General features: G+C 68.6%; 37 protein-coding genes. 4 read left to right on the forward strand and 33 right to left on the reverse strand.

The window, feature by feature from the left end:
• Positions 1-144 precede the first annotated feature (144 nt).
• Entirely contained in the window at positions 145-1,350 is a 1,206-nt protein-coding gene (locus FPV26_RS02605; protein ID WP_147652157.1) for an aminotransferase class I/II-fold pyridoxal phosphate-dependent enzyme, read from the reverse strand.
• Positions 1,351-1,475: 125 nt separating this feature from the next.
• Between FPV26_RS02605 and FPV26_RS02610 the strand changes: the two genes are divergently transcribed.
• Genes FPV26_RS02610 through FPV26_RS02620 form a run of 3 tightly spaced genes read left to right on the forward strand, consistent with a single transcriptional unit; the run spans position 1,476 to position 4,006 of the window.
• Positions 1,476-2,228 (forward strand): hypothetical protein, encoded by a 753-nt coding sequence (locus FPV26_RS02610; protein ID WP_147652158.1) that lies wholly within the window; start codon positions 1,476-1,478, stop codon positions 2,226-2,228.
• A 3-nt stretch (positions 2,229-2,231) separates the two neighbouring features.
• A complete protein-coding gene (locus FPV26_RS02615) occupies positions 2,232-3,413 on the forward strand; it encodes a M48 family metallopeptidase (RefSeq protein ID WP_147652159.1) in 1,182 nt (393 codons plus the stop codon).
• Positions 3,410-4,006, forward strand: coding sequence for a hypothetical protein (locus FPV26_RS02620; protein WP_147652160.1), 597 nt, complete (start codon positions 3,410-3,412; stop codon positions 4,004-4,006). Before FPV26_RS02615 ends, FPV26_RS02620 begins: the two co-directional genes overlap by 4 nt.
• A 6-nt stretch (positions 4,007-4,012) precedes the next feature.
• Here FPV26_RS02620 and FPV26_RS02625 read toward each other — a convergent pair whose 3' ends face one another.
• Entirely contained in the window at positions 4,013-4,507 is a 495-nt protein-coding gene (locus FPV26_RS02625; RefSeq protein WP_147652161.1) for a peptidylprolyl isomerase, read from the reverse strand.
• 98 nt (positions 4,508-4,605) lie between these two features.
• Here FPV26_RS02625 and typA point away from each other — a divergent pair, with 98 nt between their 5' ends.
• Positions 4,606-6,453, forward strand: coding sequence for a translational GTPase TypA (gene typA / locus FPV26_RS02630; protein ID WP_147652162.1), 1,848 nt, complete (start codon positions 4,606-4,608; stop codon positions 6,451-6,453).
• 9 nt (positions 6,454-6,462) lie between these two features.
• Here the strand turns inward: typA and FPV26_RS02635 are convergent, their stop codons facing one another.
• The 31 genes from FPV26_RS02635 to fusA form a co-directional block, all read right to left on the reverse strand.
• Positions 6,463-7,857, reverse strand: coding sequence for a class II 3-deoxy-7-phosphoheptulonate synthase (locus FPV26_RS02635; RefSeq protein ID WP_147652302.1), 1,395 nt, complete (start codon positions 7,855-7,857; stop codon positions 6,463-6,465).
• 100 nt (positions 7,858-7,957) lie between these two features.
• Positions 7,958-8,464, reverse strand: a complete 507-nt coding sequence (locus FPV26_RS02640) for a disulfide bond formation protein B (RefSeq protein WP_147652163.1) — start codon at positions 8,462-8,464, stop codon at positions 7,958-7,960.
• A gap of 172 nt (positions 8,465-8,636) precedes the next feature.
• Complete coding sequence (rplQ, locus tag FPV26_RS02645) at positions 8,637-9,023, reverse strand: 50S ribosomal protein L17 (protein ID WP_147652164.1); 387 nt, start codon at positions 9,021-9,023, stop codon at positions 8,637-8,639.
• A 13-nt stretch (positions 9,024-9,036) separates the two neighbouring features.
• On the reverse strand, positions 9,037-10,035 hold the full coding sequence (locus tag FPV26_RS02650; RefSeq protein WP_147652165.1) for a DNA-directed RNA polymerase subunit alpha: 999 nt from the start codon (positions 10,033-10,035) through the stop codon (positions 9,037-9,039).
• Between the two features lie 49 nt (positions 10,036-10,084).
• On the reverse strand, positions 10,085-10,714 hold the full coding sequence (gene rpsD / locus FPV26_RS02655) for a 30S ribosomal protein S4 (RefSeq protein WP_147652166.1): 630 nt from the start codon (positions 10,712-10,714) through the stop codon (positions 10,085-10,087).
• Positions 10,715-10,728: 14 nt separating this feature from the next.
• Positions 10,729-11,124, reverse strand: coding sequence for a 30S ribosomal protein S11 (gene rpsK, locus FPV26_RS02660; protein WP_147652167.1), 396 nt, complete (start codon positions 11,122-11,124; stop codon positions 10,729-10,731).
• A 12-nt stretch (positions 11,125-11,136) separates the two neighbouring features.
• Positions 11,137-11,493 carry a 30S ribosomal protein S13 gene (gene rpsM, locus FPV26_RS02665; protein WP_147652168.1) on the reverse strand — a complete coding sequence of 119 codons (357 nt, stop codon included), beginning with the start codon at positions 11,491-11,493 and terminating at the stop codon, positions 11,137-11,139.
• A gap of 358 nt (positions 11,494-11,851) precedes the next feature.
• Positions 11,852-13,207 carry a preprotein translocase subunit SecY gene (secY, locus tag FPV26_RS02670; protein ID WP_147652169.1) on the reverse strand — a complete coding sequence of 452 codons (1,356 nt, stop codon included), beginning with the start codon at positions 13,205-13,207 and terminating at the stop codon, positions 11,852-11,854.
• A gap of 7 nt (positions 13,208-13,214) precedes the next feature.
• The gene (gene rplO, locus FPV26_RS02675; protein WP_147652170.1) at positions 13,215-13,655 is read right to left on the reverse strand and encodes a 50S ribosomal protein L15; all 441 of its coding nucleotides are present in this window, start codon (positions 13,653-13,655) and stop codon (positions 13,215-13,217) included.
• A 4-nt stretch (positions 13,656-13,659) separates the two neighbouring features.
• Positions 13,660-13,863, reverse strand: a complete 204-nt coding sequence (gene rpmD / locus FPV26_RS02680) for a 50S ribosomal protein L30 (RefSeq protein WP_147652171.1) — start codon at positions 13,861-13,863, stop codon at positions 13,660-13,662.
• Positions 13,856-14,395 (reverse strand): 30S ribosomal protein S5, encoded by a 540-nt coding sequence (rpsE, locus tag FPV26_RS02685; protein WP_147652172.1) that lies wholly within the window; start codon positions 14,393-14,395, stop codon positions 13,856-13,858. The genes rpmD and rpsE overlap by 8 nt, the downstream gene beginning before the upstream one ends.
• Positions 14,396-14,553: 158 nt before the next feature.
• Positions 14,554-14,907, reverse strand: coding sequence for a 50S ribosomal protein L18 (gene rplR / locus FPV26_RS02690; RefSeq protein WP_147652173.1), 354 nt, complete (start codon positions 14,905-14,907; stop codon positions 14,554-14,556).
• Between the two features lie 80 nt (positions 14,908-14,987).
• Positions 14,988-15,515, reverse strand: a complete 528-nt coding sequence (gene rplF, locus FPV26_RS02695) for a 50S ribosomal protein L6 (protein WP_147652174.1) — start codon at positions 15,513-15,515, stop codon at positions 14,988-14,990.
• 13 nt (positions 15,516-15,528) lie between these two features.
• Positions 15,529-15,924 carry a 30S ribosomal protein S8 gene (gene rpsH / locus FPV26_RS02700; protein ID WP_147652175.1) on the reverse strand — a complete coding sequence of 132 codons (396 nt, stop codon included), beginning with the start codon at positions 15,922-15,924 and terminating at the stop codon, positions 15,529-15,531.
• Between the two features lie 57 nt (positions 15,925-15,981).
• A complete protein-coding gene (rpsN, locus tag FPV26_RS02705; protein ID WP_147652176.1) occupies positions 15,982-16,287 on the reverse strand; it encodes a 30S ribosomal protein S14 in 306 nt (101 codons plus the stop codon).
• 13 nt (positions 16,288-16,300) lie between these two features.
• The gene (gene rplE / locus FPV26_RS02710) at positions 16,301-16,840 is read right to left on the reverse strand and encodes a 50S ribosomal protein L5 (protein WP_147652177.1); all 540 of its coding nucleotides are present in this window, start codon (positions 16,838-16,840) and stop codon (positions 16,301-16,303) included.
• Between the two features lie 11 nt (positions 16,841-16,851).
• Positions 16,852-17,166 carry a 50S ribosomal protein L24 gene (gene rplX, locus FPV26_RS02715; RefSeq protein ID WP_147652178.1) on the reverse strand — a complete coding sequence of 105 codons (315 nt, stop codon included), beginning with the start codon at positions 17,164-17,166 and terminating at the stop codon, positions 16,852-16,854.
• Positions 17,167-17,181: 15 nt separating this feature from the next.
• Positions 17,182-17,550: a 50S ribosomal protein L14 gene (gene rplN, locus FPV26_RS02720; RefSeq protein WP_147652179.1), complete on the reverse strand. Its 369-nt coding sequence runs from the start codon at positions 17,548-17,550 to the stop codon at positions 17,182-17,184.
• A 12-nt stretch (positions 17,551-17,562) separates the two neighbouring features.
• Positions 17,563-17,829: a 30S ribosomal protein S17 gene (rpsQ, locus tag FPV26_RS02725; protein WP_147652180.1), complete on the reverse strand. Its 267-nt coding sequence runs from the start codon at positions 17,827-17,829 to the stop codon at positions 17,563-17,565.
• 8 nt (positions 17,830-17,837) lie between these two features.
• The gene (gene rpmC, locus FPV26_RS02730) at positions 17,838-18,038 is read right to left on the reverse strand and encodes a 50S ribosomal protein L29 (RefSeq protein WP_147652181.1); all 201 of its coding nucleotides are present in this window, start codon (positions 18,036-18,038) and stop codon (positions 17,838-17,840) included.
• Positions 18,038-18,451 (reverse strand): 50S ribosomal protein L16, encoded by a 414-nt coding sequence (gene rplP / locus FPV26_RS02735; protein ID WP_147652182.1) that lies wholly within the window; start codon positions 18,449-18,451, stop codon positions 18,038-18,040. Before rplP ends, rpmC begins: the two co-directional genes overlap by 1 nt.
• Before the next feature lie 3 nt (positions 18,452-18,454).
• Positions 18,455-19,183 (reverse strand): 30S ribosomal protein S3, encoded by a 729-nt coding sequence (rpsC, locus tag FPV26_RS02740; protein ID WP_147652183.1) that lies wholly within the window; start codon positions 19,181-19,183, stop codon positions 18,455-18,457.
• A 16-nt stretch (positions 19,184-19,199) separates the two neighbouring features.
• Positions 19,200-19,535, reverse strand: a complete 336-nt coding sequence (rplV, locus tag FPV26_RS02745; protein WP_147652184.1) for a 50S ribosomal protein L22 — start codon at positions 19,533-19,535, stop codon at positions 19,200-19,202.
• 10 nt (positions 19,536-19,545) lie between these two features.
• The gene (rpsS, locus tag FPV26_RS02750; RefSeq protein WP_147652185.1) at positions 19,546-19,815 is read right to left on the reverse strand and encodes a 30S ribosomal protein S19; all 270 of its coding nucleotides are present in this window, start codon (positions 19,813-19,815) and stop codon (positions 19,546-19,548) included.
• Between the two features lie 6 nt (positions 19,816-19,821).
• Positions 19,822-20,649 (reverse strand): 50S ribosomal protein L2, encoded by an 828-nt coding sequence (gene rplB, locus FPV26_RS02755; RefSeq protein WP_147652186.1) that lies wholly within the window; start codon positions 20,647-20,649, stop codon positions 19,822-19,824.
• A gap of 11 nt (positions 20,650-20,660) precedes the next feature.
• On the reverse strand, positions 20,661-20,960 hold the full coding sequence (rplW, locus tag FPV26_RS02760) for a 50S ribosomal protein L23 (protein WP_147652187.1): 300 nt from the start codon (positions 20,958-20,960) through the stop codon (positions 20,661-20,663).
• Positions 20,957-21,562 (reverse strand): 50S ribosomal protein L4, encoded by a 606-nt coding sequence (gene rplD / locus FPV26_RS02765; RefSeq protein ID WP_147652188.1) that lies wholly within the window; start codon positions 21,560-21,562, stop codon positions 20,957-20,959. The genes rplW and rplD overlap by 4 nt, the downstream gene beginning before the upstream one ends.
• 3 nt (positions 21,563-21,565) lie before the next feature.
• Positions 21,566-22,222, reverse strand: coding sequence for a 50S ribosomal protein L3 (gene rplC, locus FPV26_RS02770; protein WP_147652189.1), 657 nt, complete (start codon positions 22,220-22,222; stop codon positions 21,566-21,568).
• A 10-nt stretch (positions 22,223-22,232) separates the two neighbouring features.
• Positions 22,233-22,544 (reverse strand): 30S ribosomal protein S10, encoded by a 312-nt coding sequence (gene rpsJ / locus FPV26_RS02775; protein ID WP_005408208.1) that lies wholly within the window; start codon positions 22,542-22,544, stop codon positions 22,233-22,235.
• 503 nt (positions 22,545-23,047) lie between these two features.
• Entirely contained in the window at positions 23,048-24,238 is a 1,191-nt protein-coding gene (gene tuf, locus FPV26_RS02780; protein WP_147652190.1) for an elongation factor Tu, read from the reverse strand.
• 38 nt (positions 24,239-24,276) lie between these two features.
• Positions 24,277-26,367 (reverse strand): elongation factor G, encoded by a 2,091-nt coding sequence (gene fusA / locus FPV26_RS02785; protein ID WP_147652191.1) that lies wholly within the window; start codon positions 26,365-26,367, stop codon positions 24,277-24,279.
• Between the last annotated feature and the right edge of the window lie 102 nt (positions 26,368-26,469).

The following is a 26,469-nucleotide window of genomic DNA, read 5'->3' on the forward strand; positions in this document are numbered from 1 at the left end:
AATGAACTGGATGTCGGGGACTACGGTTTCGTCATCCCGGCGCGAGTCGGGATCCACCCTGCCTTCCGCATGGCCGCCGGATGGCATTCCATGCAGCCGCCGGAAGCGGGATGGGCCCCGGCTTCCGCCGGGGCGACGGGGTGGTTACTGCAACTCGGCGAAGAACTCCTGGAACCGCTGCAGACCCGGCGCCAGCTGCGGCGTCGGGCAGGTGTAGCTGATGCGCAAGGCACGCGGCTCGCCGAAGGCCGAGCCCGGCACGCAGGCCACGCCCTTGGCTTCGAGCAGCGCGTTGCACAGTTCGACGTCGTTGCCAACCTTCAGCCCGGTCGGGCCATGGGTCCGGCCGTAGTAGGCGCTGACGTCGGGGAACACGTAGAACGCGCCCTGCGGCCGCGGGCAGCGCAGGCCCGGGATCTGCGCCAGCGCCGCCAGCACCTGGTCGCGCTTGGCCTGGAACTCGGCGCACTTCTGCACCGGCACGTCCTGCGGCCCGGTCAGCGCGGCGATCGCCGCGGCGGTGGTGATCTCGGGCAGGTTGGTGATGTGGTTCGAGTTCATCGTGACCACGGCCTGGGCCACCTGCTCGGGGCCGGCCATGAAGCCCACGCGCCAACCCGGCATGCCGTAGGTCTTCGACAGCGAATCGATGAAGATCACCCGGTCGCGCAGCTCCGGCCGCGCGTGCACGAAGTTGTGGTAGCCGACGCCGTCGAACACCATCCGGTTGTAGATGTCGTCGGTGATGATCCAGGTGTCCGGATGCCGCACCAGCACCTCGGCGAGCGCGGCGATCTCGTCCTTCGTATAGACCATGCCGGTCGGGTTCGAAGGATTGTTGAACAGGAACACCTTGGGCTTCTTCGCCAGCGCGGCGTCGAGCTGCGCCGGCGTGAGCTTGTAGTCCTGCTCCGGCGGGCACGGCAGCAGCTCGATCTTCGCGTTGACGATCTCGGCGATGTCCAGGTAGCTGGTCCAGTACGGGGTCGGGAACGCGATCGTGTCGCCCTCGTCCAGCAAGGCCTCGGCCAGGTTGTAGATCACGTGCTTGGCGCCGACACCGGTGGCGCAGTGGGCGCGGGTGTAGCCGGTCAGGCCGATCCCTTCCATGTGCCGGAGGAAGGCGTCCAGCAGTGCATCGGCGCCACGGTTGCTGCCGTACTGCCCGGAATCCCTGGCCAGCGCCTCGCGCGCGGCCGCGTACACGTGTTCGCCGGGGAGGAAATTGGGAACGCCGATCGAGAAGCTGATGATGTCGCGGCCTTCGGCCTTCAGGCGCTTGGCCTTCTCGGCCACGAGCATGATCGCGCTGGGCTTGGCGCGGCCGATGCGCCGGGCAAGCTGGGGCATGGAGATTGACCTGGTGGGGAGGCTGTGTATTGTACCGGCGCGGCCGGCCCGACGCAGCGGGCCGGCGTGGTCGCGCGGGGGCGGCGGCCGCCGCGAGGGGAAACATCCACAGGGGAAGGAGCACCATGACCGCACGCCGTAACGGTGGCTTCCGGGCCATCCTGCCGTTCGCCGCACTCCTGCTCGCCGCCCTGCTCAGTCTCGATGCGGCAGCGGTCACCCGCGCCAGGGTCGCCACCGACAACGACGGCAACCTGGTCAAGGTGGATGGCAGCATCGTCCTGATCGAGCCGGACATCGAGCTCTCCCTGGTCACCGCCGGCGGGTTGCTGGAGCCACGCAAGGAATGGTCCGACACCGCGCGGCGACTGTTCCCGGCGCAGGTCCGCCGCCAGCTCGCCGGGCGCAATGTCGAGCTCAAGCCCGACTTCGACGTCCCGGACGACCTCGACCCCGCTTCCCGCCTCGGCCAGATCGTCCGGCTCAACGAGGCGGTGGCGATGAGCATCACCCAGTACTCGATGCCCGGCAGCGTGCTGGCGACCAAGCGCGACGCGAAGGGCCGGGCGCGGATGGACTGGAGCCTGGGCACCGGCGTGTCGGCCCTGCGCGAGGCCACCGGCGCCGACTACGCGCTGTTCACCTACATCCGCGACAGCTACACCAGCGGCGGGCGCGCGGCATTGCGCATCGTCGGCTTCCTCCTGTTAGGCGGCGACATCGGCGGCGGCGCGCAGATCGGGGTGTCAACGCTGGTGGACCTGCGCACCGGCCAGGTCGTCTGGTACAACCTGCTCGCCAGCCAGACCGGCGACCTGCGCGACGAGCAGGGCGCGCAGCAGACGGTCAGGAACATGCTGCAGAAGCTGCCGCTCTGAGCCATGCGCCCGCGCCTGCCCCTCCGCACGATCGCTGCGGTGATGCTGGCCACCGCCGGCATCGGCATCGCATCCGCCGGAACCGTCGCCCACCTGCGCCCCGGGGAGCGTCCCGCGGCCGGTTCCACCGAGGCCGAGCTCTGGTACGCCATGGACCAGGCCGAGAAGGAAATCCGGCAGTCGCCCTACCTGGTGCGTGACCCGGCCCTGCAGGCCTATGTCGAGGGCGTGGTGTGCAAGGTCGCCGGCCCGTACTGCCGCGACCTGCGCGTCTACATCGTGGACATCCCGGTGTTCAACGCCTCGATGGCCCCGAACGGGGCCACCCTGGTGTTCACCGGAGCGCTCCTGCGCATGCGCGACGAGGCCGAACTCGCCGTGGTGATGGGCCACGAATTCGCCCACTACAAGGCCCGGCACTCGCTGGAAGGCTGGAACTCGGCCAAGCGCACGACCGCCTTCCTCAACACCTTCGGCCTGATCACGTTCGTCGCCGGCGTGCCCATCGCCGGCAACATCGCCATGCTCGGCGGCATCTCCTCGCTGTTCAAACAGTCGCGCGACAACGAGCGCGAGGCCGACCGGATCGGTTTCGAGGCCGCCACCGCGCAGGGCTACGACCCGCAGGCCGGGGTCCGGCTGTGGGAGCGCCTGCGGCGCGAGGAGAAGGCCGACCGCACGCACAAGGACCGTGCGGTGTTCGCCAGCCATCCGCAAAGCGAGGAGCGCATCGCCGACATCCGCGCCGCGGCCGCCACCCTCGCGCCCGGGCCGGCGACGACCAACCTCGAGACCTTCCGCGCTGCGATGCGGCCTTTCCAGGAGAAGTGGCTGGAGGCGGAGCTGTCGCGCCGCACCTACGACACGACCCTCCAGGTCCTCACCGAACTGCGGCAGGACGCGCCGCCCGAGAGCAAAGCGCTGTACACCTTCTACCTCGGCGAGGCCCACCGCCGCCGCAACCGCGGCGACGACAAGGCCAAGGCGGCCGCGCTCTACGCCGAGGCATTGTCGCTGCCGCAGCCGCCCGCCGCCGCCTGGCGCGAGCAGGGCATGCTGCTGCGCGAGCAGGGTGACCAGGCCAGCGCGCTGGCCGCGTTGCGCCGGTACCTGGAGGCGGCGCCCGACGCCGGGGACGCGGCGCTGGTCAGGCACTACATCACGAAACTGGAAACGACCCCATGACGCTCCGCAAGGGACAGGTCCGCGCGCTGCACGTCCTCCTCCTGCTGCTGGTCGCGCTGCTGGCCGCCTGCGCCAGCCCGGGCGGCCGGCTGCAGACGAAGGGCACGATCAAGGTGTTCGACATGACCCTCGACACGCCGCTGGACTGGGCGCGGATCAAGTCGCACCGCAACGAGCTGTGGACCATCGACGGCGTCATGCTCAACCGGCTGCTGATCTTCTCCGGGATCAAGCCGAACGAGCACGTGTTCCAGCTCCGGCGCGAGCGCAAGTCGCGCCCGGACGGGCCGTGGTACCGGCCCGGCATGCGCCTGGACGAGCTGCAGAAGCTGGTCACCGACGGCCTGGCCGACCAGCAGTGGACCGGCATCCGCGCCAGCAACCTCCGCCCGCACCAGTTCGGGAGCGTCGAAGGCGTGCGCTTCGACCTCGAACTGGCCAATCCGAGCGGGCTGCTCTACCGCGGAACGGTGGCCGTCGCCGAACGCAACGGCCGCCTGACCGTGCTGGTGTGGCTTGCGCCGCAGGAGCACTACCACGACCGCGACGTGGCCGCGGTCAACCACATGCTGGACACGATGCGCTTCAACTAGCCGCGTTCAGGCGGCCAGGATCCGGTTCCACTCGGCCACGCGGTCGGCCCTGGCGGCGAGCGCCGCCTCGGCGTCGCCCTCGATCCGCACCGAGCGGATCCGGTCGCCCTGGCGCATCGCGTCCACCACGTCCTGCCCTTGCACCACCTTGCCGAACACGGTGTGCTTGCCGTCCAGCCACGGGCAGGCGACGTGGGTGATGAAGAACTGGCTGCCGTTGGTGTTCGGGCCGGCATTGGCCATGGACAGCACGCCGCGCTCGTGGCGCAGGCCGTTGCCGGTCTCGTCCTCGAAGCGGTAGCCGGGGCCACCGCGGCCGGTGCCCTCGGGGCAGCCGCCCTGGATCATGAAATCGGCGATCACGCGGTGGAAGGTCAGGCCGTCGTAGAAGCCGCGCCGGGCCAGGTTGACGAAATTGGCGACGGTGAGCGGGGCCTTGTCGGCGGCCAGCTCGATGCGGATCGCGCCGCGGTCGGTGTCGAAATGGGCGGTGAGGGACATGGGAGCTCCGTTCAGCGGGGAAGAGGGCTGCGCGCCGGCTATAATACCCGGCTTCCCTTCCCCGCCCTTCCGCGCCAGCTCCGGCGCGAGCCTCCCTCATGCCGATCGAACGCCTGCGCAACATCGCCATCGTCGCCCACGTGGACCATGGCAAGACCACCCTCGTGGACCAGCTGCTCAAGCAGTCCGGCACGCTCAGCGAGCGCGCGGTGGTGCCGGAGCGGGTGATGGACAGCAACGACCTGGAGAAGGAACGCGGCATCACCATCCTCTCCAAGAACACCGCGATCCGCTGGACCGATCCGAAGACCGGCGAGGCCTGGCGCATCAACATCGTGGACACCCCCGGCCACGCCGATTTCGGCGGCGAGGTCGAGCGCGTGCTGTCCATGGTGGACTCGGTGCTGATCCTGGTGGACGCGTTCGACGGGCCGATGCCGCAGACGCGGTTCGTCACCCAGAAGGCGTTCGCGATGGGCTTCAAGCCGATCGTGGTCATCAACAAGGTGGACCGCCCCGGCGCGCGCCCGGGCTGGGTGCTGGACCAGACCTTCGACCTGTTCGACCGCCTCGGCGCCACCGACGAGCAGCTCGACTTCCCGGTGGTGTATGCCTCCGGCTTGCAGGGCTACGCCGGCCTGACCGAGGACGTGCGCGGCGGCGACATGACGGCGCTGTTCGAGGCGATCGTGCAGCACGTGCCGGCACCGCCGGTGGATCCGGACGGCCCGTTCCAGATGCGCATCAGCTCGCTCGACTACAACAGCTACGTCGGCATCATCGGCGTCGGCCGGATCCAGCGCGGCAAGGTGCGCACCAACATGCCGGTCACGGTGCTCGACCGCGAGGGCAAGGCGCGCGGCGGCCGCGTGCTGCAGGTGCTGGGCTTCATGGGCCTGGAGCGGATCGAGGTGCCGGAGGCGCAGGCCGGCGACATCATCGCCATCAGCGGCGTGGAGGGGCTGGGCATCTCCGAGACCGTGTGCGACCCGAGCGCGCCGGAGGCGCTGCCGGTGCTGACCGTGGACGAGCCGACCATCTCGATGACCTTCCAGGTCAACGACTCGCCCTTCGCCGGCCACAAGGAACGCAGCGGCGGCAAGTTCCTCACCAGCCGCCAGCTGCGCGACCGCCTGCTGCGCGAGACCCAGCACAACGTCGCGCTCAAGGTCGAGGACACCGCCGACGCCGACAAGTTCAAGGTCTCCGGCCGCGGCGAGCTGCACCTGTCCATCCTGATCGAGACCATGCGCCGCGAGGGCTACGAGCTGGCGGTGTCGCGTCCGGAAGTGATCGTGCGCGAGATCGACGGCGTGCCGCAGGAGCCCTACGAGCAGCTCGTGGTGGACCTGGACGAGCAGTACCAGGGCGGCGTGATGGGCCGCCTGGGCGAGCGCAAGGCGCAGCTGCGCAACATGGAGCCCGACGGCAAGGACCGGGTGCGCATGGAGTTCATCATCCCCGCGCGCGGCCTGATCGGCTTCCAGACCGAGTTCCGCACCCTCACCGCCGGCACCGGCCTGCTGTTCCACGTGTTCGACCACTACGGCCCGAAGGCCGAGGGCGCGATCGGCCAGCGCCAGAACGGCGTGCTGATCTCCAACGACACCGGCACCTCGACCGCCTACGCCCAGTTCGCGCTGCAGGAGCGCGGCCGGCTGCTGATCGAGCCGGGCGAGGAGATCTACGAAGGCCAGATCATCGGCATCCACGCCAAGGACAACGACCTCACCGTCAACGCCCTGCGCGCCAAGCAGCTCACCAACTTCCGCGCCGCCGGCAAGGACGACAACCTGATGCTGACCCCGCCGCTGAAGATGTCGCTGGAGCAGGCGCTGGAGTTCATCGACGACGACGAGCTGGTCGAGGTCACGCCGAAAGCGATCCGCCTGCGCAAGAAGCTGCGCGCCGAAGTGGACCGCAAGCGGGCCTCGCGCGCGGCCTGAGCCGGGCCGTCAGGCGCCGGCCGGCGCCGCCAGCTGCCCCTGCTTGCGCACGATCAGCATCGCAATCTCGAGCGCCTGCTCGTAGTTCAGGCGCGGATCCACGCTGGAGCGGTAGGCGCGCTCGAGGTCGCGCTCGGTGAGCTCGCGCGCGCCGCCCAGGCACTCGGTGACGTCCTCGCCGGTGAGCTCCAGGTGCACGCCGCCCAGGCGCGTGCCGGCGGCCGCGTGCAGGTCGAAGGCCTGCTCGAGCTCGCTGCGGATGTTGTCGAAACGACGGGTCTTGTAGCCGTTGGCGGTGGCCTCGGTGTTGCCGTGCATCGGGTCGCACACCCACAGCACGCGCCGGCCCTCGCGCTTGACCGCCTGCAGCAGCGGCGGCAGCTTCGCCGCGACGTTGGCCGCGCCCATGCGGTGGATCAGGGTCAGCCGCCCCGGCTCGTCGTCGGGATTGAGCGCCTCGACCAGCCGCAGCAGCTGGTCCGGCGTCACCGACGGGCCGATCTTGATCCCCACCGGATTGCGGATGCCGCGGAAGTACTCCACGTGCGCTCCGTCCAGCGCGGCGGTGCGCATCCCGATCCACGGGAAATGGGTGCTCAGGTTGAACCAGCCCCACTGCCGCGGCACCTGCCGGGTCAGCGCCTCCTCGTACGGCAGCAGCAGTGCCTCGTGCGAGGTGTAGAAGTCCACCCGGTTGAGGTTGTGCACCTCGCTGCCGGACAGCGTCTCCATGAAGCGCACCGCGTCGCCGATCGCGGCGACCATGCGCTGGTATTCCTCCGCCAGCGGCGAATGGCGCACCCAGCCCAGGTCCCAGTACTCGGGATGGTGCAGGTCGGCGAAACCGCCGTCGATCAGGGCGCGCACGAAGTTCATGGTCATGGCCGAGCGCGCGTGCGCCTTGACCATGCGCCGCGGGTCCGGCGTGCGTGCGGCCGGATCGAACTCGGGCGCGTTGACCATGTCGCCGCGGTAGCTCGGCAGCGTCACCCCGCCGATGGTCTCGGCGTCGGCCGAGCGCGGCTTGGCGTACTGGCCGGCGAAGCGGCCCACCCGCACCACCGGCTTGCGCAGGCCGTGCACCAGCACCAGGCTCATCTGCAGCAGCACCTTGAGCCGGTTGGAGATCACCTCCGAGTTGCACTCGGCGAAGCTCTCGGCGCAGTCGCCGCCCTGGAGCAGGAAGCGGCGCCCATCCTGGGCCTCGGCCAGCTGCTGCCGGAGCGCCAGGATCTCCCACGAGGTCACCAGCGGCGGCAACGCGCGCAGCTCGGCCTGCACCGCGGCGAGCTCGGCGGGATCCGGATACTCGGGGATCTGCGCCGCCGGACGCGCGCGCCAGCTCGACGGCGACCAGCCCTCGGGCAGGTGCACGGGATGCAGGGAGCGGTCGGTCGGGGTCATCGGTCGCAAGGGGGTGTTGCGGTGCATCAAGGCATCATCGCGCCCGACCGCCGGCGCCGCAACCGTTGCGCGCGCAACGACCCGGCCGGCGCGGCGGACCTCAGCGACGGCGGAACGCGGCGAACGCCGCCCAGCCCGCCAACAGCACGAACCAGACCAGGCTCCAGGCCGGCATGGACAGGCCGAGGAAGCTCCAGTCCACGTTGGCGCACTCGCCCGAGCCGGTCAGCACCTTGCGGATCACGCCGGTGAGCGGCATCGCCTCGAGCATGTAGTCAAGGCCGGGGCCGCACGCCGGCACCCGGTCGGGCGGCAGGTGCTGCAGCCACACGTGCCGCCCTGCGATCCCGAGCCCCACCAGCGCCGGCAGCAGCGCGACCACACCCCACGCGCGCCGTCCGCCCGCGCCCTGCGGCGCATGCAGCCCGCCGAGCAGGAACACCAGGCCCAGCGCGGCGAAGGCCACGCGCTGGAAAATGCACAGCGGGCACGGCTCCAGGCCGCCATGCAACTGGGTGTAGAGCGCGAACCCGATCAGCGCGGCGCAGGCAAGGAAGCCGGCGAGGAACTGGGCGCGGAAGGACCAGCGGAAGGGAGATGTCGTCATGCTGCGCACGATAGGCGGTCTGGCGCGTCCGCGGTAGCCTTGCGCGCGGCGGCGCACGGGCCGGGTTCACGCTGGTCGCGGGGGGGCGCCGCCGGAAACAGGAACGCCCCGGCAAGACCGGGGCGTCTCGGAGGCATCGCAGGGCTGCGCGGCGGCAGCCCGGCCGGATGGCTTACTCGGCCTCGGCGGCCTCGGCGGCCTGCGGGCGGTCCACCAGCTCGACATACGCCATCGGCGCGTTGTCGCCGGGGCGGAAGCCGCACTTGAGGATGCGCAGGTAGCCGCCCGGACGCTCGCGGTAGCGCGGGCCGAGCTCGACGAAGAGCTTGCCCACCGCCTGCTTGTCGCGCAGGCGGGCGAACGCGAGGCGGCGGTTGGCCACGCCGTCGTTCTTGGCCAGCGTGATCAGCGGCTCGGCGACCCGGCGCAGCTCCTTGGCCTTCGGCAGGGTGGTACGGATCAGTTCGTGCTTGATCAGCGACGCGGCCATGTTGCGGAACATCGCTTCGCGATGGGCGCTGGTGCGGCTGAACTTGCGTCCGGAGTTCTGGTGGCGCATGGTCGTGGTTCCTTTAACCCATCATGCCGTGCGAGGCGAGGCCCGCGGGCGGCCAGTTTTCGAGCTTCATCCCGAGCGAAAGGCCGCGCTGGGCCAGCACTTCCTTGATCTCGGTGAGCGACTTCTTACCCAGGTTCGGCGTCTTGAGCAGCTCCACCTCGGTCTTCTGGATCAGGTCGCCGATGTAGTAGATGCTCTCGGCCTTGAGGCAGTTGGCCGAACGCACGGTCAGCTCGAGGTCGTCGATCGGGCGCAGCAGGATCGGATCGATGCCGCCCGCGGCCGGCTTCGCCGCACCGCGCTCGCGGTGGGTGAAGTCGCCGAACACGCTGAGCTGGTCGGTGAGGATGTCGGCGGCGGTGCGCACGGCCTCCTCGGCGTCGATCGTGCCGTTGGTCTCGATGTCGAGGATCAGCTTGTCCAGGTCGGTGCGCTGCTCGACGCGCGCGGCCTCGACCGCGTACGCCACGCGGCGCACGGGCGAGAACGAGGCGTCCAGCATCAGGCGGCCGATCGCGCGGGTCTCCTCGTCCGGACGGCGACGGGCGGCGGCCGGCTGATAGCCGAAGCCGCGCTCGATCTTCAGGCGCATGTTCAGCGCCGTGTCCTTGGTGAGGTGGCAGATCACGTGGCCGGGGTTGAGCACCTCGACGTTGTGGTCGGTCTTGATGTCGCCGGCGGTGACCACACCCGGGCCCTGCTTGCTCAGGGTCAGGGTGGAGGAATCGCCGGTGTGCATGCGGATCGCGACATCCTTGAGGTTCAGCAGGACTTCGAGCACGTCCTCCTGCAGCCCCTCGACCGTGGTGTACTCGTGCAGGACGCCGTCGATCTCGACCTCGGTGATCGCAAAGCCGGGGATGGACGAGAGCAGCACGCGGCGCAGCGCGTTGCCGAGGGTGTGGCCGTAGCCGCGCTCCAGCGGCTCGATCACGACCTTGGCGCGGTGCTCGCTGATGCGCTCGATCTGCGGGCCACGCGGGCGCAGCACTTGGGTGGCGGTAACCGTCATTCGTGATGTCTCCTGCGACCGCCCGGGGGCGGCGGCCGATGGCAATGGATTACTTCGAGTACAGCTCGACGATCAGCGCTTCGTTGATGTCGGCCGGCAGGTCGGCGCGGTCGGGCACGGCCTTGAACACGCCGGCGAACTTCTTCGCGTCCACCTCGATCCACGACGGCGTCAGGTCCATCTGCTGGGCGACGGTCAGCGCCTCCTGCACCCGCAGCTGCTTCTGCGCGCGCTCGGACAGGGCGATGGTGTCGCCCGGCTTGACCTGGTACGAGGGCAGGTTCACCGACTTGCCGTTGACCAGCACGCCGCGGTGCGAGACCAGCTGGCGCGCGGCCGGGCGGGTCACGGCGAAGCCCATGCGGTAGACGACGTTGTCGAGGCGCGCCTCGAGCATCTGCAGCAGGGTCTCGCCGGTGTTGCCCTTCCGGGTCGAGGCCTTCTTGTAGTAGTTGCGGAACTGCCGCTCCAGCAGGCCGTAGATGCGCTTGACCTTCTGCTTCTCGCGCAGCTGGGTGGCATAGTCGGAAAGCTTGCCCTTGCGCGCGGTGGGGCCGTGCTGGCCGGGCTTCTGCTCCAGCTTGCACTTGGAGTCGAGCGCGCGGGTCGGCGTCTTCAGGCCGAGGTCGGCGCCCTCGCGGCGGGCGAGCTTGCAGGTGGGACCGATGTAACGAGCCATGTGTCTTCAGCTCCTCAGACGCGCCGCTTCTTGGGCGGACGGCAGCCGTTGTGCGGGATCGGCGTGACGTCGATGATGTTGGTGATCTTGTAGCCGACGGCGTTCAGCGAACGCACCGCCGACTCGCGGCCCGGACCCGGGCCCTTGATGCGCACCTCGAGCGACTTCAGCCCGTAGTCGAGCGCGGCACGGCCGGCCTTCTCGGCGGCGACCTGCGCGGCGAACGGGGTGGACTTGCGCGAACCGCGGAAGCCCGCACCGCCCGAGGTCGCCCACGCCAGCGCGTTGCCCTGGCGGTCGGTGATCGTGACGATGGTGTTGTTGAACGAGGCATGGACGTGCGCGATGCCGTCGGTGACGACGCGCTTGATCTTCTTCTTGGTCTTGGCAGCAGCAGCCGGCTTGGCCATGGTCTGGGTTCCTTACTTCTTGATGGCCTTGCGCGGGCCCTTGCGGGTGCGCGCGTTGGTACGGGTGCGCTGGCCACGCACGGGCAGGCCGCGACGGTGGCGCAGGCCGCGGTAGCAGCCGAGGTCCATCAGGCGCTTGATCGCCATGCCGACTTCGCGGCGCAGGTCGCCCTCGACCGTGTACTTGCCGATCTCGGCGCGCAGGCGCTCGACCTCGGCCTCGGTCAGGTCGCGGATCTTGGTGGACGGGCTGACGCCGGCCGCCTCGCAGACCTGCTTCGAACGGGTACGGCCGATGCCGTAGATGCTTTGCAGCCCGACCCAGACGTGCTTCTGGGCAGGCAGGTTGACGCCTGCAATACGCGCCATGACGCGATCTCCAAACTGGTTGGCCGCCGGGTTTGGCTACCCGGCCGAGTGAATCGGAAATTGTATCAGGGTCCCGAAAGCCCAGGAAGCCCGCGGCAGGGCCGCGGACCCGGCATGGGGAGTGTGCCCATGCTCCGGCGACGGACCCCGGCTGGCCCCAGGCCGACCGGCCTGGACCGCCCGCGCCACCCCGCGCGGGACCACCGGAGCCCACCCGCGCGCGGGACCGCCGCGCGGGTCGCCCATTCGGGATCCCGGGATCGCTCCGGGATCCGCCGCGGCACCGGGTCGTGCCGCACGGCGCGGGCGTGGCCCGCCGCCGTCTTCGGAGCGCCGGCCCGGCCGGCGCCCCGCCCCCTCACCGGCCTGGCAGGCCGGAGCGGGACCCCTTGAGGTTGGCCTTCTTCAGCAGGCTCTCGTACTGGTGCGACATCAGGTGGGCCTGGATCTGGGCGATGAAGTCCATCACCACGACCACCACGATCAGCAGCGAGGTGCCGCCGAAGTAGAACGAAGTGCCGAACTCGGTACGCATGAATTCCGGCAGCAGGCACACCAGCACCAGGTACAGCGCGCCGGCGGCCGTGAGCCGGGTCAGCACGCCGTCAATGTAGTCCGCCGTCGCCTTGCCCGGACGGATGCCCGGGATCAGCGCGCCCGACTTCTTCAGGTTGTCGGCGGTCTCCTGCGAGTTGAACACCAGCGCGGTGTAGAAGAACGCGAAGCCGACGATCAACCCGCCGTACAGCAGCATGTGCAGCGGCTCGCCCGGAGCCAGCGCCTGCGCCGCCTTCTGCAGCCAGGTCGCCTGGCCGGAGCTGCCGAACCAGGTGCTGGCCGTGGCCGGGAACATGATCAGGCTCGAGGCGAAGATCGGCGGGATCACGCCCGACATGTTGAGCTTGAGCGGCAGGAACGAGGTCTGGTTCATGTACGCGCTGCGGCCGCCCTGGCGGCGCGCGTAGTTGACCGTGACCCGGCGCTGGCCGCGCTCGATGAACACCACGAAGAAGGTGAACGCCAGCACGATCACCAGGATCGCGATCACCGTCAGCGGGCTCATGTCGCCGTTGCGCGCCTGCTCGAGCGTGCTCAGCACCGCGCCCGGCAGGCCGGCGACGATGCCGGCGAAGATGATCAGCGACACGCCGTTGCCGATGCCGCGCTCGGTCACCTGCTCGCCGAGCCACATCAGGAACATCGTGCCCGCGGTCAGCGCCACCACCGCGGTCAGGACGAAGCCCGGGCCGGGGTTGTACACGACCGGGATGCCGTTGCTGGCGCCGGAGTTCTGCAGCGCGATGGCGATGCCGGCGGCCTGGAAGATCGCCAGCGGGATCGCGCCCATGCGCGAGTACTGGGTGATCCGGCGGCGGCCGGACTCGCCCTCCTTCGACATCGCCTTCCAGCTCGGCAGGATCTGCGTCATCAGCTGGACGATGATCGAGGCCGAAATGTACGGGATCACGTTCAGCGCGAACAGGCTGAAGCGCTCCAGGGCACCACCGGAGAACATGTTGAACATGTCCACGATGGTGCCTTCCTGGGTCTCCATCAGCTGCAGCATCGCCTCCGGGTTCACGCCCGGGACCGGGATGTAGCAGCCGATGCGATAGACGATCAGCGCCCCGAGCACGAACAGCAGGCGCTGGCGGAGCTCGGTGAACTTGCCGAGCCCGCCGCCGAGGGAAGCCGCGTTGCCGCCTCGCGCCATGTGTCGCTTACTCCGCCAGGACCTGGCCGCCGACGGCCTCGATCGCCGCACGTGCGCCGGCGGTGGCCGGCACGCCCTTGAGCACGAACGCCTTGGTGACCTCGCCCTTCTTCACCACCTTGGCCTGCTTGGCGGTGGTCGGCACCAGCCCGGCGGCGCGCAGCGCGGCGAAATCGATCGTGCCGGCCTCGAGCTTGTCGAGCTGGTACAGCAGCACCTCGGCGGTGTCCTTGGCGGTGCGCGAACGGAAGCCGACCTTCGGCAGGCGGCGCTGCAACGGCATCTGGCCGCCTTCGAAGCCGGCCTTGACCTTGCCCTTGCCCGAACGCGCGTACTGGCCCTTGTGGCCGCGACCGGCGGTCTTGCCGAGGCCCGAGCCGATGCCGCGGCCGACGCGGACGCGCTCCTTGCGGGCGCCGGCGGCGGGCTTGAGAGTGTTCAGACGCATGTGGTTACTCCTCCACGCGGACGAGGTAGTGGAGCTGGTTGATCAGACCCCGCACCTGCGGGCTGTCCTTGAGCTCGCGCACGTCGTTGAGCTTGTTCAGGCCGAGCGCGCGCACCGACAGGCGGTGGCGCTGCTGGGCGCCGCGCAGGCCGCGCACCAGGCGAACCTTGACGGTGCCGGCGGCCGTGGTCTCGTTGTTCTTAGCCATTGACCAGGTCCTCCACCTTCTTGCCGCGCTTGGCCGCGATCCGCGACGGCGACTGCATGCTGGTCAGGCCCTTGACGGTGGCGCGCACCAGGTTGATCGGGTTGCGCGAACCGACGGCCTTGGCCAGCACGTTCTTCACGCCCACCGCCTCGAGCACGGCGCGCATGGCGCCGCCGGCGATCACGCCGGTACCCTCGGAGGCCGGCTGCATGAACACGCGCGCCGCGCCGTGCCCGGCCTTGACCGGGTGCCAGAGCGTGCCGTTGTTGAGCTCGACCGCGGCCATGTTGCGGCGCGCGTACTCCATGGACTTCTGGATCGCGACCGGCACCTCGCGGGCCTTGCCGTAGCCGAAGCCGACCTTGCCGGCGCCGTCGCCCACCACCGTCAGCGCGGTGAAGGTGAACTGGCGGCCGCCCTTGACCGTCTTGCTGACGCGGTTGACCGCGATCAGCTTCTCGATCATGCCGTCGTCGATTTCCTCGCGGTTGCGCTCGCGATCGCGGCCCCGCGGTTCACGTTGTTCTGCCATGTGGATCTCTCGCTGTCTGGATGGAATTTGCGGCGTGGCCGCTTATGGTTGTGGATTACCGCGGGTGTTTCGCGGCGGCGGACAACCCGTCGCCGCGCCCGGCACCACCCGTGCCGGCGGGTCGGTCCTGCGTGGGGCCTGCGCCCCGCGCATTCAAGTCAGAACTGCAGGCCGCCCTCGCGCGCCGCGTCCGCGAGCGCCTTCACGCGCCCGTGGTAGCGGTAGCCGGAGCGGTCGAACGCCACCTTCTCGATGCCGGCCGCGCGGGCGCGCTCGGCGATCATGCGGCCGACCTTGGCGGCGGCCTCGATGTTCTTCAGGCTCTTGAGGCCCTCGCGGACCTCGGCCTGCGCGGTCGAGGCCGAAGCCAGGACCTTCGAGCCGTCGGCGGTGAACAGCTGCGCGTAGATGTGCTGGCCGGTGCGCAGCACCGACAGGCGCGGCACGCCGAGCTTGCGGATGTGGGCACGCGTGGCCTTGGCGCGGCGCAGGCGGGCGATCTTCTTTTCCATGGTTTTGTTCCTCGAAGCTGAAGGAGCGGTTCCCGCGGGACCCGGCCCGGAAAGACCGGACCCCGTCGGTGCAGGCCGCGTCAGGCCTTCTTGGCTTCCTTACGGATGATGTTCTCGCCGGCGTACTTCACGCCCTTGCCCTTGTAGGGCTCCGGCGGACGGAACGCGCGGATCTTGGCGGCGACTTCGCCGACGCGCTGCTTGTCGGGGCCGCTGACCACGATCTCGGTCTGGCTCGGCGTGGCGAGGGTGATGCCCTCCGGCGCCTTGAACACGACCGGGTGGGAGAAGCCCAGCGACAGGCTCAGGTCCTTGCCCTGCATCGCGGCGCGGTAGCCGACGCCGACCAGCTCGAGCTTGCGCTCGAAGCCCTCGGACACGCCCTTGACCATGTTGGCCAGGATCGCGCGCAGGGTGCCGGCGAGCGGCACCAGCGACTCGTCGGCGGTGCTGAACATGGCCTGGCCGTTCTCGATGGCGAGCTCGATGCCGGCCGGCTTGGCCACGCTCAGGGTGCCCTTCGGGCCCTTGGCGCTGATGCTCTGCGGTGCGACGGTGACCTCGACGCCCTTGGGCAGGGCCACCGGCTTCTTGGCAACTCGGGACATGCGTGTTCCTCCCTTAGGCCACGAAGCACAGGACCTCACCGCCGACGCCCATCTGGCGCGCCTGCGCATCGGTCATGATGCCCTTGGAGGTGGAGATGATCGCGACGCCCAGGCCCCCGAGGACCTTCGGCAGCGCGTCCTTGCCGCGGTACTGGCGCAGGCCCGAGCGCGAGACGCGCTGCAGGCGCTCGATCACCGGGCGGCCTTCGAAATACTTCAGCACGATCTCCAGCTGCGCCTTGGCGCCGTCCTGGATCACGCGGTAGTCGGCGATGTAGCCCTCGTCCTTCAGGACCTTGGCGATCGCCGCCTTGATCTTGGACGACGGCATGGACACCGTCGGCTTGCCGACCGCGGCCGCATTCTTGATGCGGACCAGCATGTCGGCGATGGGATCAGTCATGCTCATGGATGTTTCCTTCGAGTAGCACCGATATCCGCGGGATCGCGAATTTCGTCTTGCCGGTTACCAGGACGCCTTGCGCAGGCCGGGGACGTCGCCGCGCATGGTGGCCTCGCGCAGCTTGTTGCGGCCCAGGCCGAACTTGGAGTACACGCCGCGCGGGCGCCCCGTCAGGGCGCAGCGGTTGCGCTGGCGGCAGGGCGAGGAGTCGCGCGGCAGCTTCTGCAGCTTGACCACCGCCTCCATCTTCTCCTCGTACGACGCGGTCGTGCTGGAGATGACCTTCTTCAGCGCCTCGCGCTTGGCGGCGTAGCGCTTGGCCAGCTTGGCGCGCTTGGCCTCGCGGTTGACCATCGAAGTCTTGGCCATGTGTCGGAGCCCCTCAGTTGCGGAACGGGAAGCGGAAGCCCTCGAGCAGGGCCTTGGCCTCGGCGTCGGTCTTCGCGGTGGTGGTGATGGCGATGTCCATGCCGCGCAGGGCGTCGATCTGGTCGAAGTCGATCTCCGGGAAGATGATCTGCTCCTTCACGCCCATGTTGTAGTTGCCGCGGCCGTCGAACGAACGCCCGGACACGCCGCGGAAGTCGCGGACGCGCGGCAGGGCGATGTTCACCAGACGGTCGAGGAACTCGTACATGCGGGCGCGGCGCAGGGTCACCTTGCAGCCGATCGGCCAGCCGTCACGGATCTTGAACGACGCCACCGAGATGCGCGACTTGGTCACCAGCGGCTTCTGGCCGGCGATCTTGGCCATGTCGGCCACCGCGTTCTCGAGCACCTTCTTGTTGGCAGCGGCCTCGCCCACGCCCATGTTGAGCGTGATCTTGACGAGACGGGGCACTTCCATCGGGTTGGTGTAGCCGAACTGCTTCATCAGCTTCGGCACCACCTCTTCCTTGTAGATCTTTTCAAGCCGGGTCATGTGGGCATTCCTCAGGCGTCGACCGCCTCACCGCTGGAGCGGAACACACGCAGCTTGCGTCCATCCTCCAGCACCTTGAAACCGACGCGTTCGCCCTTGCCGGTGGCCGGGTTGAACAGCATCACGTTGGAAATGTGGATCGGCGCCTCGCGCTCGATCACGCCGCCGGGCTGGCCGGCCTGCGGGTTCGGCTTGGTGTGGCGCTTGACCATGTTGATGTTCGAGACGACGACGCGGTCGCCGGCCACGCGCAGCACCTCGCCCTTCTTGCCCTTGTCCTTGCCGGCGATGACGACCACCTGGTCGCCCTTGCGGATACGGTTCATGTCAGCTCCTTCCGCTCAGAGCACTTCAGGCGCGAGCGAGACGATCTTCATGAACTTCTCGGACCGCAGCTCGCGGGTCACCGGCCCGAAGATGCGGGTGCCGATCGGTTCATGCTTGTTGTTCAGCAGCACGGCGGCGTTGCCGTCGAAGCGGATCAGGGAACCATCCGGACGGCGCACACCCTTGCGGGTGCGGACGACGACCGCGTTGTACACGTCGCCCTTCTTCACCTTGCCGCGCGGGATGGCGTCCTTGACGGTCACCTTGATGATGTCGCCGATGTGGGCGTAGCGGCGCTTGGAGCCGCCGAGCACCTTGATGCACATCAGCTCCTTCGCGCCCGAGTTGTCGGCGACCTCGAGATAGCTCTGCATCTGGATCATGGCTGCCTCTCCTTACTCGGCCGCACGGGCGACGATCTCGACGACCCGCCAGTTCTTGGTCTTGGACAGGGGCGCGCACTCGACCACGCGCACGATGTCGCCCTCGTTGCAGGCGTTCTCGGCGTCGTGGGCGTGGAGCCTGGTCGAGCGACGGATGTACTTGCCGTACAGCTCGTGCTTGACGTGGCGCTCGACGAGCACGGTCACGGTCTTGTCCATCTTGTTGCTGACGACGCGGCCTTCGACCGTGCGCAGCTTCTTCTGGGTGTTCTCGGTCATGGCAGGCCTCACTTCGTCGCGCCGTCGCGCAGCGCGCCGAGCAGCATGTTCACGCGGGCGATCTCGCGGCGCACGCGCCGGACCTCGTGGGTCTTGGCGAGCTGGCCGGTGGCCTTCTGCATGCGCAGCGCGAACTGCTCCTTCTGCAGCTCCACCAGGTGGGCCTTGAGCTCGTCCGACGACTTCTGACGCAGTTGCTTGAGTTCCATCAGCGCACCGTCCGGGTCACGAATTGGGTGGTCACCGACAGCTTGGCAGCGGCCAGGCGGAACGCCTCGCGCGCGACTTCCTCGCTGACGCCCTCGATCTCGTAGATCATGCGGCCCGGCTGGATCTGCGCGACCCAGTACTCGACGTTGCCCTTGCCCGAGCCCATTCGGACCTCGATCGGCTTCTGGGTGATCGGCTTGTCCGGGAACACGCGGATCCACATCTTGCCGCCGCGCTTGACGTAGCGGCTGATGGCGCGGCGCGCGGCCTCGATCTGGCGCGCGGTCAGGCGCCCGAACGAGGTGGCCTTCAGGCCGTACTCGCCGAAGCTGACCGCGTTGCCGTTCCAGCTCAGGCCTTCGTTGCGGCCCTTGTGGACCTTGCGGTATTTGGTTCGCTTGGGTTGCAGCATGGCTTAGTCCCTCGCCTCGCGGGGGGCACGGGCCGGGCGGGACGGACGCTCGCTACGCTCGGCGCGCGGGGCCTCCTCCTGCTTTTCCTGCCCGATCTGGCTGAAGTCGAACACCTCGCCCTTGTAGATCCACACCTTGACGCCGATGACGCCGTAGGTGGTGTGGGCCTCGGCGAAGCCGTAGTCGATGTCGGCGCGGAGGGTGTGCAGGGGCACGCGCCCCTCGCGGTACCACTCCGAACGCGCGATCTCGGCGCCGTTGAGGCGGCCGGCGACGTTGACCTTGATGCCGAGCGCGCCCAGGCGCATGGCGTTGCCGACCGCGCGCTTCATCGCGCGGCGGAACATGATGCGGCGCTCGAGCTGCTGGGCGATGGACTCGGCCACCAGCTGCGCATCGAGCTCGGGCTTGCGCACCTCGGTCACGTTGATGTGCGCCGGGACGCCCATCAGCTCGCTGACCTCCTTGCGCAGCTTCTCGATGTCCTCGCCGCGCTTGCCGATCACCACCCCCGGGCGGGCGGTGTGGATCGTCACGCGCGCGGTCTTGGCCGGACGCTCGATCAGGATCCTGCTGATCCCGGCCTGCGCCAGCTTCTTGCGCAGCATCTCGCGAACCTTGAGGTCGGCGGCGAGGTACTCGGCGTATTCCTTCTTGCCGGCGTACCACTTCGAGTTCCAGTCCTTGGCGATGCCCAGGCGGATGCCGGTCGGATGAACTTTATGACCCATCTGTCTTCACTCCGCCTTACTTGCCGGCACCGACGACCACGGTGATGTGGCTGGTGCGCTTGAGGATGCGGGTACCACGGCCCTTGGCGCGGGCCGCGAAACGCTTCAGCGCCGGGCCCTCGTCGACCATGATCGTCTTGACCTTCAGTTCGTCGATGTCGGCGCCCTGGTTGTTCTCGGCGTTGGCGATGGCCGACTCCACCACCTTGCGGATCAGGTGGGCGGCCTTCTTGTCCGAGAACTTCAGCAGGTTGACCGCGCGCTCGGCCGACAGGCCACGCACCTGGTCGGCGACCAGGCGGGCCTTCTGCGGGGAGATGCGCGCGGTGCGCAGGATGGCTTTCGCTTCCATGGTCATCTCCTTACTTGCCGGCCTTCTTGTCGCCGCCGTGGCCCTTGAAGGTCCGGGTCACCGCGAACTCGCCCAGCTTGTGGCCGACCATGTTCTCGTTGACCAGCACCGGGATGTGATTCTTGCCGTTGTGCACGGCGATGGTGAAACCGATCATCTCGGGCAGGATCGTCGAGCGGCGCGACCAGGTCTTGATCGGCTTCTTGCTGCTGCCCGCTGCCTCCACCTTCTTCAACAGGTGGTGGTCAACGAACGGTCCCTTCTTCAGTGAACGTGCCATGGCCGATTAGCTCCTGCGGTCGCGCACGATGAACTGCTGGGTGCGCTTGTTCTTGCGGGTCTTGTAACCCTTGGTCGGCACGCCCCACGGCGTGACCGGGTGCGGGTTGCCCTGGCCGGCGCGGCCTTCGCCGCCGCCGTGCGGGTGGTCCACCGGGTTCATCGCCGCGCCGCGCACGGTCGGACGGATGCCGCGCCAGCGCTTGGCGCCGGCCTTGCCGAGCTTCTCGAGGTTGTGCTCCTCGTTGCCGACCTCGCCGATGGTCGCGCGGCATTCGGCCGGAACCTTGCGCATCTCGCCCGAGCGCAGGCGCAGCGTGGCGTACCCCTGCTCGCGCGCGATCAGCTGCACGCCGGCGCCGGCAGCGCGGGCGAGCTGGGCGCCCTTGCCCGGCTTCATCTCGATGCAGTGCACGGTGGCGCCGATCGGGATGTTGCGCAGCGGCAGGGTGTTGCCGACCTTGATCGGGGCGTCACGGCCCGAGATCACCTGGTCGCCGCTCTTCAGGCCCTTCGGGGCGATGATGTAGCGGCGCTCGCCGTCCACGTAGCACAGCAGCGCGATGTGCGCAGTGCGGTTGGGGTCGTACTCGATCCGCTCCACGCGCGCCGGAATGCCTTCCTTGTCGCGCTTGAAGTCAATGATCCGGTAGTGCTGCTTGTGGCCGCCGCCGATGTGGCGGGTGGTGATGCGGCCGTAGTTGTTGCGGCCGCCGGTCTTGCCCTGCTTCTCGACCAGCGCGGCGTGCGGACGGCCCTTGTGCAGGCCCGGCGTCACCACGCGGACCGCGCTGCGGCGGCCGGCGGAAGTGGGCTTGAAAGTCATCAATGCCATGGGTCGTGTCCTCAGGCCTTGGCCATCATCACGTCGATCGTCTGGCCCTCGGCCAGGGTCACGTACGCCTTGCGCCAGTCGCCGCGGCGGCCCTGGCGGAAACGGAAGGACTTGTTCTTGCCCTTCACGTTCACCACATTCACCGCCTCGACCTTGACCTCGAACAGCTGCTCGACCGCGGCCTTGACGTCGGCCTTGGTGGCGCTCTTCGCGACCTCGAAGACGTACTGGTTCGACACTTCCTGCAGGCGCGCGGTCTTCTCGGACACGCGCGGCGCACGGATCACTTCATAGACGTTGACGGCGCTCATGCCAGCCACTCCTCGATCTTCTTGACCGCCTCGGTGGTCACCACGACGGTGTCGGCGGCGACCAGCGTGACCGGATCCAGGCCCTGCACGTCGCGCACCTCCACGTAGGGGATGTTGCGCGCGGACAGGTACAGCGCCTCGGAGGCGTCCTCGGTGACGATCAGCGGACGCTGGCCGACTTCCAGACCCTTGAGCTTGGCGATCAGGCCCTTGGTCTTCGGTGCGTCCACGTCGAACGCCTCGACCACCTTGATCCGGCCCTGGCGGTTGAGCTCCGACAGGATCGCGGCAATCGCCGCGCGGTACATCTTGCGGTTGACCTTCTGCGCGAAGCTGCGCGGCTTGGCCGCGAAGGTCACGCCGCCACCGACGAAGATCGGCGCGGTCAGCGCGCCGTGACGGGCGCCGCCGCCCTTCTGGCGCTTGGACTTCTTGGTGGTGCCGCTGACTTCCGAACGCGTCTTCTGCGCCTTGGTGCCGGCGCGGCCGGCGTTACGGTAGGCGACGACGACCTGGTGCACCAGGTCCTCGTTGAATTCGCGCCCGAACACGGCCTCGGACACCGCCAGCTTGTTGCTGCTACCCGTGATGGCGAGTTCCATAAATCAGGCTCCCTTGCTGGTCGGCCGCACGATGACGTCGCCGCCCGGCGCGCCGGGGACGGCGCCCTTGACCGCGATCAGGCCGCGCTCGGCGTCCACCTTGACGACCTGGAGGTTCTGCACGGTGTGGGTCTCGTGACCCATGTGACCGGCCATCTTCTTGCCCGGGAACACGCGGCCCGGCGTCTGGCGCTGGCCGATCGAGCCCGGGGCGCGATGCGACAGCGAGTTGCCGTGGCTGGCATCACCCATGGTGAAGTTCCAGCGCTTGATGGTGCCGGCGAAGCCCTTGCCCTTGGTCACGCCCTGCACATCCACGGCCTGGCCGACCTGGAAGATGTCGGCGCGGATCTCGCCGCCGAGCTGGAACTGGCCGACCTGGTCGTCTGGGATGCGGAACTCCCACAGCCCGCGGCCGGCCTCGACCTTGGCCTTGGCCAGGTGCCCGGCCTCCGGCTTGTTCAGCAGCGAGGCGCGCTTGACGCCGGCGGTGACCTGGATGGCGCTGTAGCCGTCGGTCTCCACCGTCTTGATCTGGGTGATGCGGTTCGGCGTGGCCTCGATCAGGGTCACCGGCACGGACTTGCCGTCCTCGGTGAAGATCCGGCTCATGCCGGCCTTGCGGCCGACAATGCCCAACGAATGCTTCTTCGCGGTCATGGCGGCGTCCTCAGGTCAGCTTGATCTGCACGTCGACGCCGGCCGCGAGCTCGAGCTTCATCAGCGCGTCCACGGTCTTGTCGTTGGGGTCGACGATGTCGAGCACGCGCTTGTGCGTGCGAGTCTCGTACTGGTCGCGCGCGTCCTTGTCGACGTGCGGCGACACCAGCACGGTGTAGCGCTCGATCTTGGTCGGCAACGGGATCGGGCCGCGCACCTGCGCGCCGGTCCGCTTGGCCGTCTCGACGATCTCGCTGGCCGAGCGGTCGATCAGACGATGATCGAACGCCTTGAGCCGAATCCGGATCTTCTGGTCCGCCATGACGGAGTTCCTCGGTATAAAGAGCGACGGGCCCGGCGGCTGGGTGCGCCGGACCCCGGTTTTGGTTCCCTCGACGCCCGGGGCTGAGCCCTGCACCCCGCGCGCTTCCCTGGTTCGAAAAACAAGGCAGGCCGGTCATCCCGGCCCGCCCAGACGGAGAATTGCGAACGCGCCGAAACGCCCCGCCATCGATGTCCCGAACATGCTTCGGAACGGGCGGAGCACTGCCGCGCGACCTATCCCTGTCTGGCGAAAACGAGGCGCCTCCTGCCCCTCATTTCGCTGATTCGCGGCCAAACCTGAACAGGTCTGCCGCGAGGGTCTTGCATTCTAGCGGGGAGCCGGGGCGGAGCGCAAGCCTGTCGCGCACACCGCCGCCCCTACCCGGACCCGACCGCCTGCGGCCGGGCCCGGAATCCGGCGCCCGCGACCGTGTCGCGGCGACGCCGGGCACCGCCCGCCCCAGCCCTCTCCCGCGCGCGGGAGAGGGGGAAACACGGGGCTTACTTCAGGATCTTCGCCACCACGCCGGCGCCGACCGTGCGGCCACCCTCGCGGATCGCGAACCGCAGACCCTCTTCCATCGCCACCGGGTTGATCAGCGACACCGACAGCTTCACGTTGTCGCCCGGCATCACCATATCCACGCCCTCCGGCAGCGTCACCGCGCCGGTCACGTCCGTGGTCCGGAAGTAGAACTGCGGGCGGTAGCCCTTGAAGAACGGCGTGTGACGGCCGCCCTCCTCCTTCGACAGCACGTACACCTCGCACTCGAAGTCGGTGTGCGGGGTGATCGTGCCCGGCTTCGCCAGCACCTGGCCGCGCTCCACCTCGTCGCGCTTGGTGCCGCGCAGCAGCAGACCCGCGTTGTCGCCCGCCTGGCCCTGGTCCAGCAGCTTGCGGAACATCTCCACGCCGGTCACCGTCGTCTTCTGCGTCGGACGGATGCCCACGATCTCGACTTCGTCGCCCACCTTGATCACGCCGCGCTCGATGCGGCCGGTCACCACCGTGCCGCGGCCCGAGATCGAGAACACGTCCTCCACCGGCATCAGGAACGGCTTGTCAATGTCGCGCTGCGGCTCCGGAATGTACGAGTCCAGCGCGTCCACCAGCTTGATGATCGACGGCACCCCGATCTCCGACTGGTCGCCCTCCAGCGCCTTCAGCGCCGAACCCTTGATGATCGGCGTGTCGTCGCCCGGGAAGTCGTACTTGCTCAGCAGCTCGCGGACCTCCATCTCCACCAGCTCCAGCAGCTCGGCGTCGTCCACCATGTCCGCCTTGTTCATGTACACCACGATGTACGGCACGCCCACCTGCCGCGCCAGCAGGATGTGCTCGCGCGTCTGCGGCATCGGGCCGTCCGCCGCCGACACCACCAGGATCGCGCCGTCCATCTGCGCCGCACCCGTGATCATGTTCTTCACGTAGTCCGCGTGGCCCGGGCAGTCCACGTGCGCGTAGTGCCGGGTCGGCGACTCGTACTCCACGTGCGCCGTCGAGATCGTGATCCCGCGCGCCTTCTCCTCCGGCGCCGCGTCAATCTGGTCGTACGCCTTGAACTCGCCGCCGAAACGCTCCGCACCGATCTTCGTCAGCGCCGCCGTCAGCGTCGTCTTGCCGTGGTCCACGTGACCGATCGTGCCCACGTTCACGTGCGGCTTCTTGCGCTCGAACTTTTCTTTGGACATGGCTTGCTACCTTGAGTGTTCTGGATTCGTGACTGGGATCAGGACTTCTTGATCACCGCTTCGGCGATGTTGGCCGGGGCCTCGGCGTAGTGGTCGAACTCCATGGTGAAGGTCGCGCGGCCCTGCGACATCGAGCGCAGGGTGGTCGCGTAACCGAACATCTCGCCGAGCGGGATCATCGCGCGGATGATCTTGCCGGAGGGGCTGTCGTCCTGGCCCTGGAGGATGCCGCGACGGCGGCTCACGTCGCCCATCACGTCGCCGAGGTAATCCTCGGGGGTGACGATCTCGACCTTCATGATCGGCTCGAGCAGGACCGGGCTGGCCTTCATGAAGCCTTCCTTGAAGGCCATGCTGCCCGCGATCTTGAACGCCATTTCGGACGAGTCCACCTCGTGGTAGGAGCCATCCACGAGCCGGACCTTGACGTCCACGACCGGGTAGCCGGCGAGCACGCCGTTGGCGGCGGCCTCCTGGATGCCCTTGTCCACCGCCGGGATGTACTCCTTCGGGATCACGCCGCCGACGATGGCGTTCTCGAACACGTAGCCCTTGCCTTCCTCGTTCGGCGACATCTCGATCCAGACGTGGCCGAACTGGCCCTTGCCGCCGGACTGGCGCACGAACTTGCCTTCGACCTTGACCGGCTTGCGGATGGTCTCGCGGTAGGCGACCTGCGGCTTGCCGACGTTGGCCTCGACGTTGAACTCGCGCTTCATGCGGTCAACGATGATCTCCAGGTGCAGCTCGCCCATGCCGGAGATGATGGTCTGGCCGGATTCCTCGTCGGTGCGGACGCGGAAGGACGGGTCCTCCTGCGCCAGGCGCGACAGGGCGATGCCCATCTTCTCCTGGTCGGACTTGGTCTTGGGCTCGACCGCCATCGAGATGACCGGCTCGGGGAAGGTCATGCGCTCGAGGGTGATGACGTGGTCGGGGGCGCACAGGGTGTCGCCGGTGGTCACGTCCTTCAGGCCCACGGCCGCGGCGATGTCGCCGGCGCGCACTTCCTTGATCTCGTCGCGCTGGTTGGCGTGCATCTGCAGGATGCGGCCGATGCGCTCCTTCTTCGACTTGACCGGGTTGTAGACCTGGTCGCCGGCGCTGAGCACGCCGGAGTAGACGCGGAAGAAGGTCAGGGTACCGACGTAGGGGTCGGTCATGATCTTGAACGCCAGCGCGGAAAACGGCTCGTTGTCCGAGGCCTTGCGCGAGGCCTCCTGCTCGCGCTCGTCCACGCCCCTGACCGGCGGGCGGTCGGCCGGCGACGGCAGGAAGCGCACGACCGCGTCGAGCATGGCCTGCACGCCCTTGTTCTTGAACGCGGTGCCGCAGAAGGCCGGGATGATCTCGCACTTGATGGTGCGCTCGCGGATGCCCGCGATGACCTCCTCCTCGGACAGCTCGCCCTCGTTGAGGTACTTGTCCATCAGCTCTTCGGAGGCCTCGGCCGCGGCCTCGACCATGAAGGCGCGCGCGGCGGCACACTCGTCGGCGAGGTGCGCGGGGATCTCGGCGTACTCGAACTTGGTGCCCTTGGACTCCATGTCCCAGACGATCGCCTTCATCTTCAGCAGGTCGACCACGCCCTCGAAGCTGTCCTCGGCGCCGATCGGCACCTGCATCGGCACCGGGTAGGCGCCCAGGCGCGACTTCAGCTGCTCCATCACCTTGCCGAAGTTGGCGCCGGTGCGGTCCATCTTGTTGACGAAGGCCAGGCGCGGCACGTTGTACTTGTTGGCCTGGCGCCACACCGTCTCCGACTGCGGCTGCACGCCGCCAACCGCGCACAGCACGAACACCGCGCCGTCGAGCACGCGCAGCGAGCGCTCCACCTCGATGGTGAAGTCCACGTGGCCCGGGGTGTCAATGATGTTGAAGCGGTGCTCGGGGAAGGACATGTCCATGCCCTTCCAGAAGCAGGTGGTGGCGGCCGAGGTGATGGTGATGCCGCGCTCCTGCTCCTGCTCCATCCAGTCCATCGTCGCGGCGCCTTCGTGCACCTCGCCGATCTTGTGGTTGACGCCGGTGTAGAACAGGATGCGCTCGGTCGTCGTGGTCTTGCCGGCATCAATGTGGGCCATGATGCCGAAGTTGCGGTAGCGCTCGATGGGAGTGGTGCGAGCCACGGGAATCTCTCGTGTTGCCGTCGTGCGGACGGGGTTTCCGGAAGGCTCAAGCCGCCTTGCGGCGGCCTGGGCTTGGGGGCGCGGCGGAAGTTCGCCGCGCCG

This window comes from Vulcaniibacterium gelatinicum, from assembly GCF_008033445.1.
GTDB lineage: Bacteria > Pseudomonadota > Gammaproteobacteria > Xanthomonadales > Xanthomonadaceae > Vulcaniibacterium_B > Vulcaniibacterium_B gelatinicum.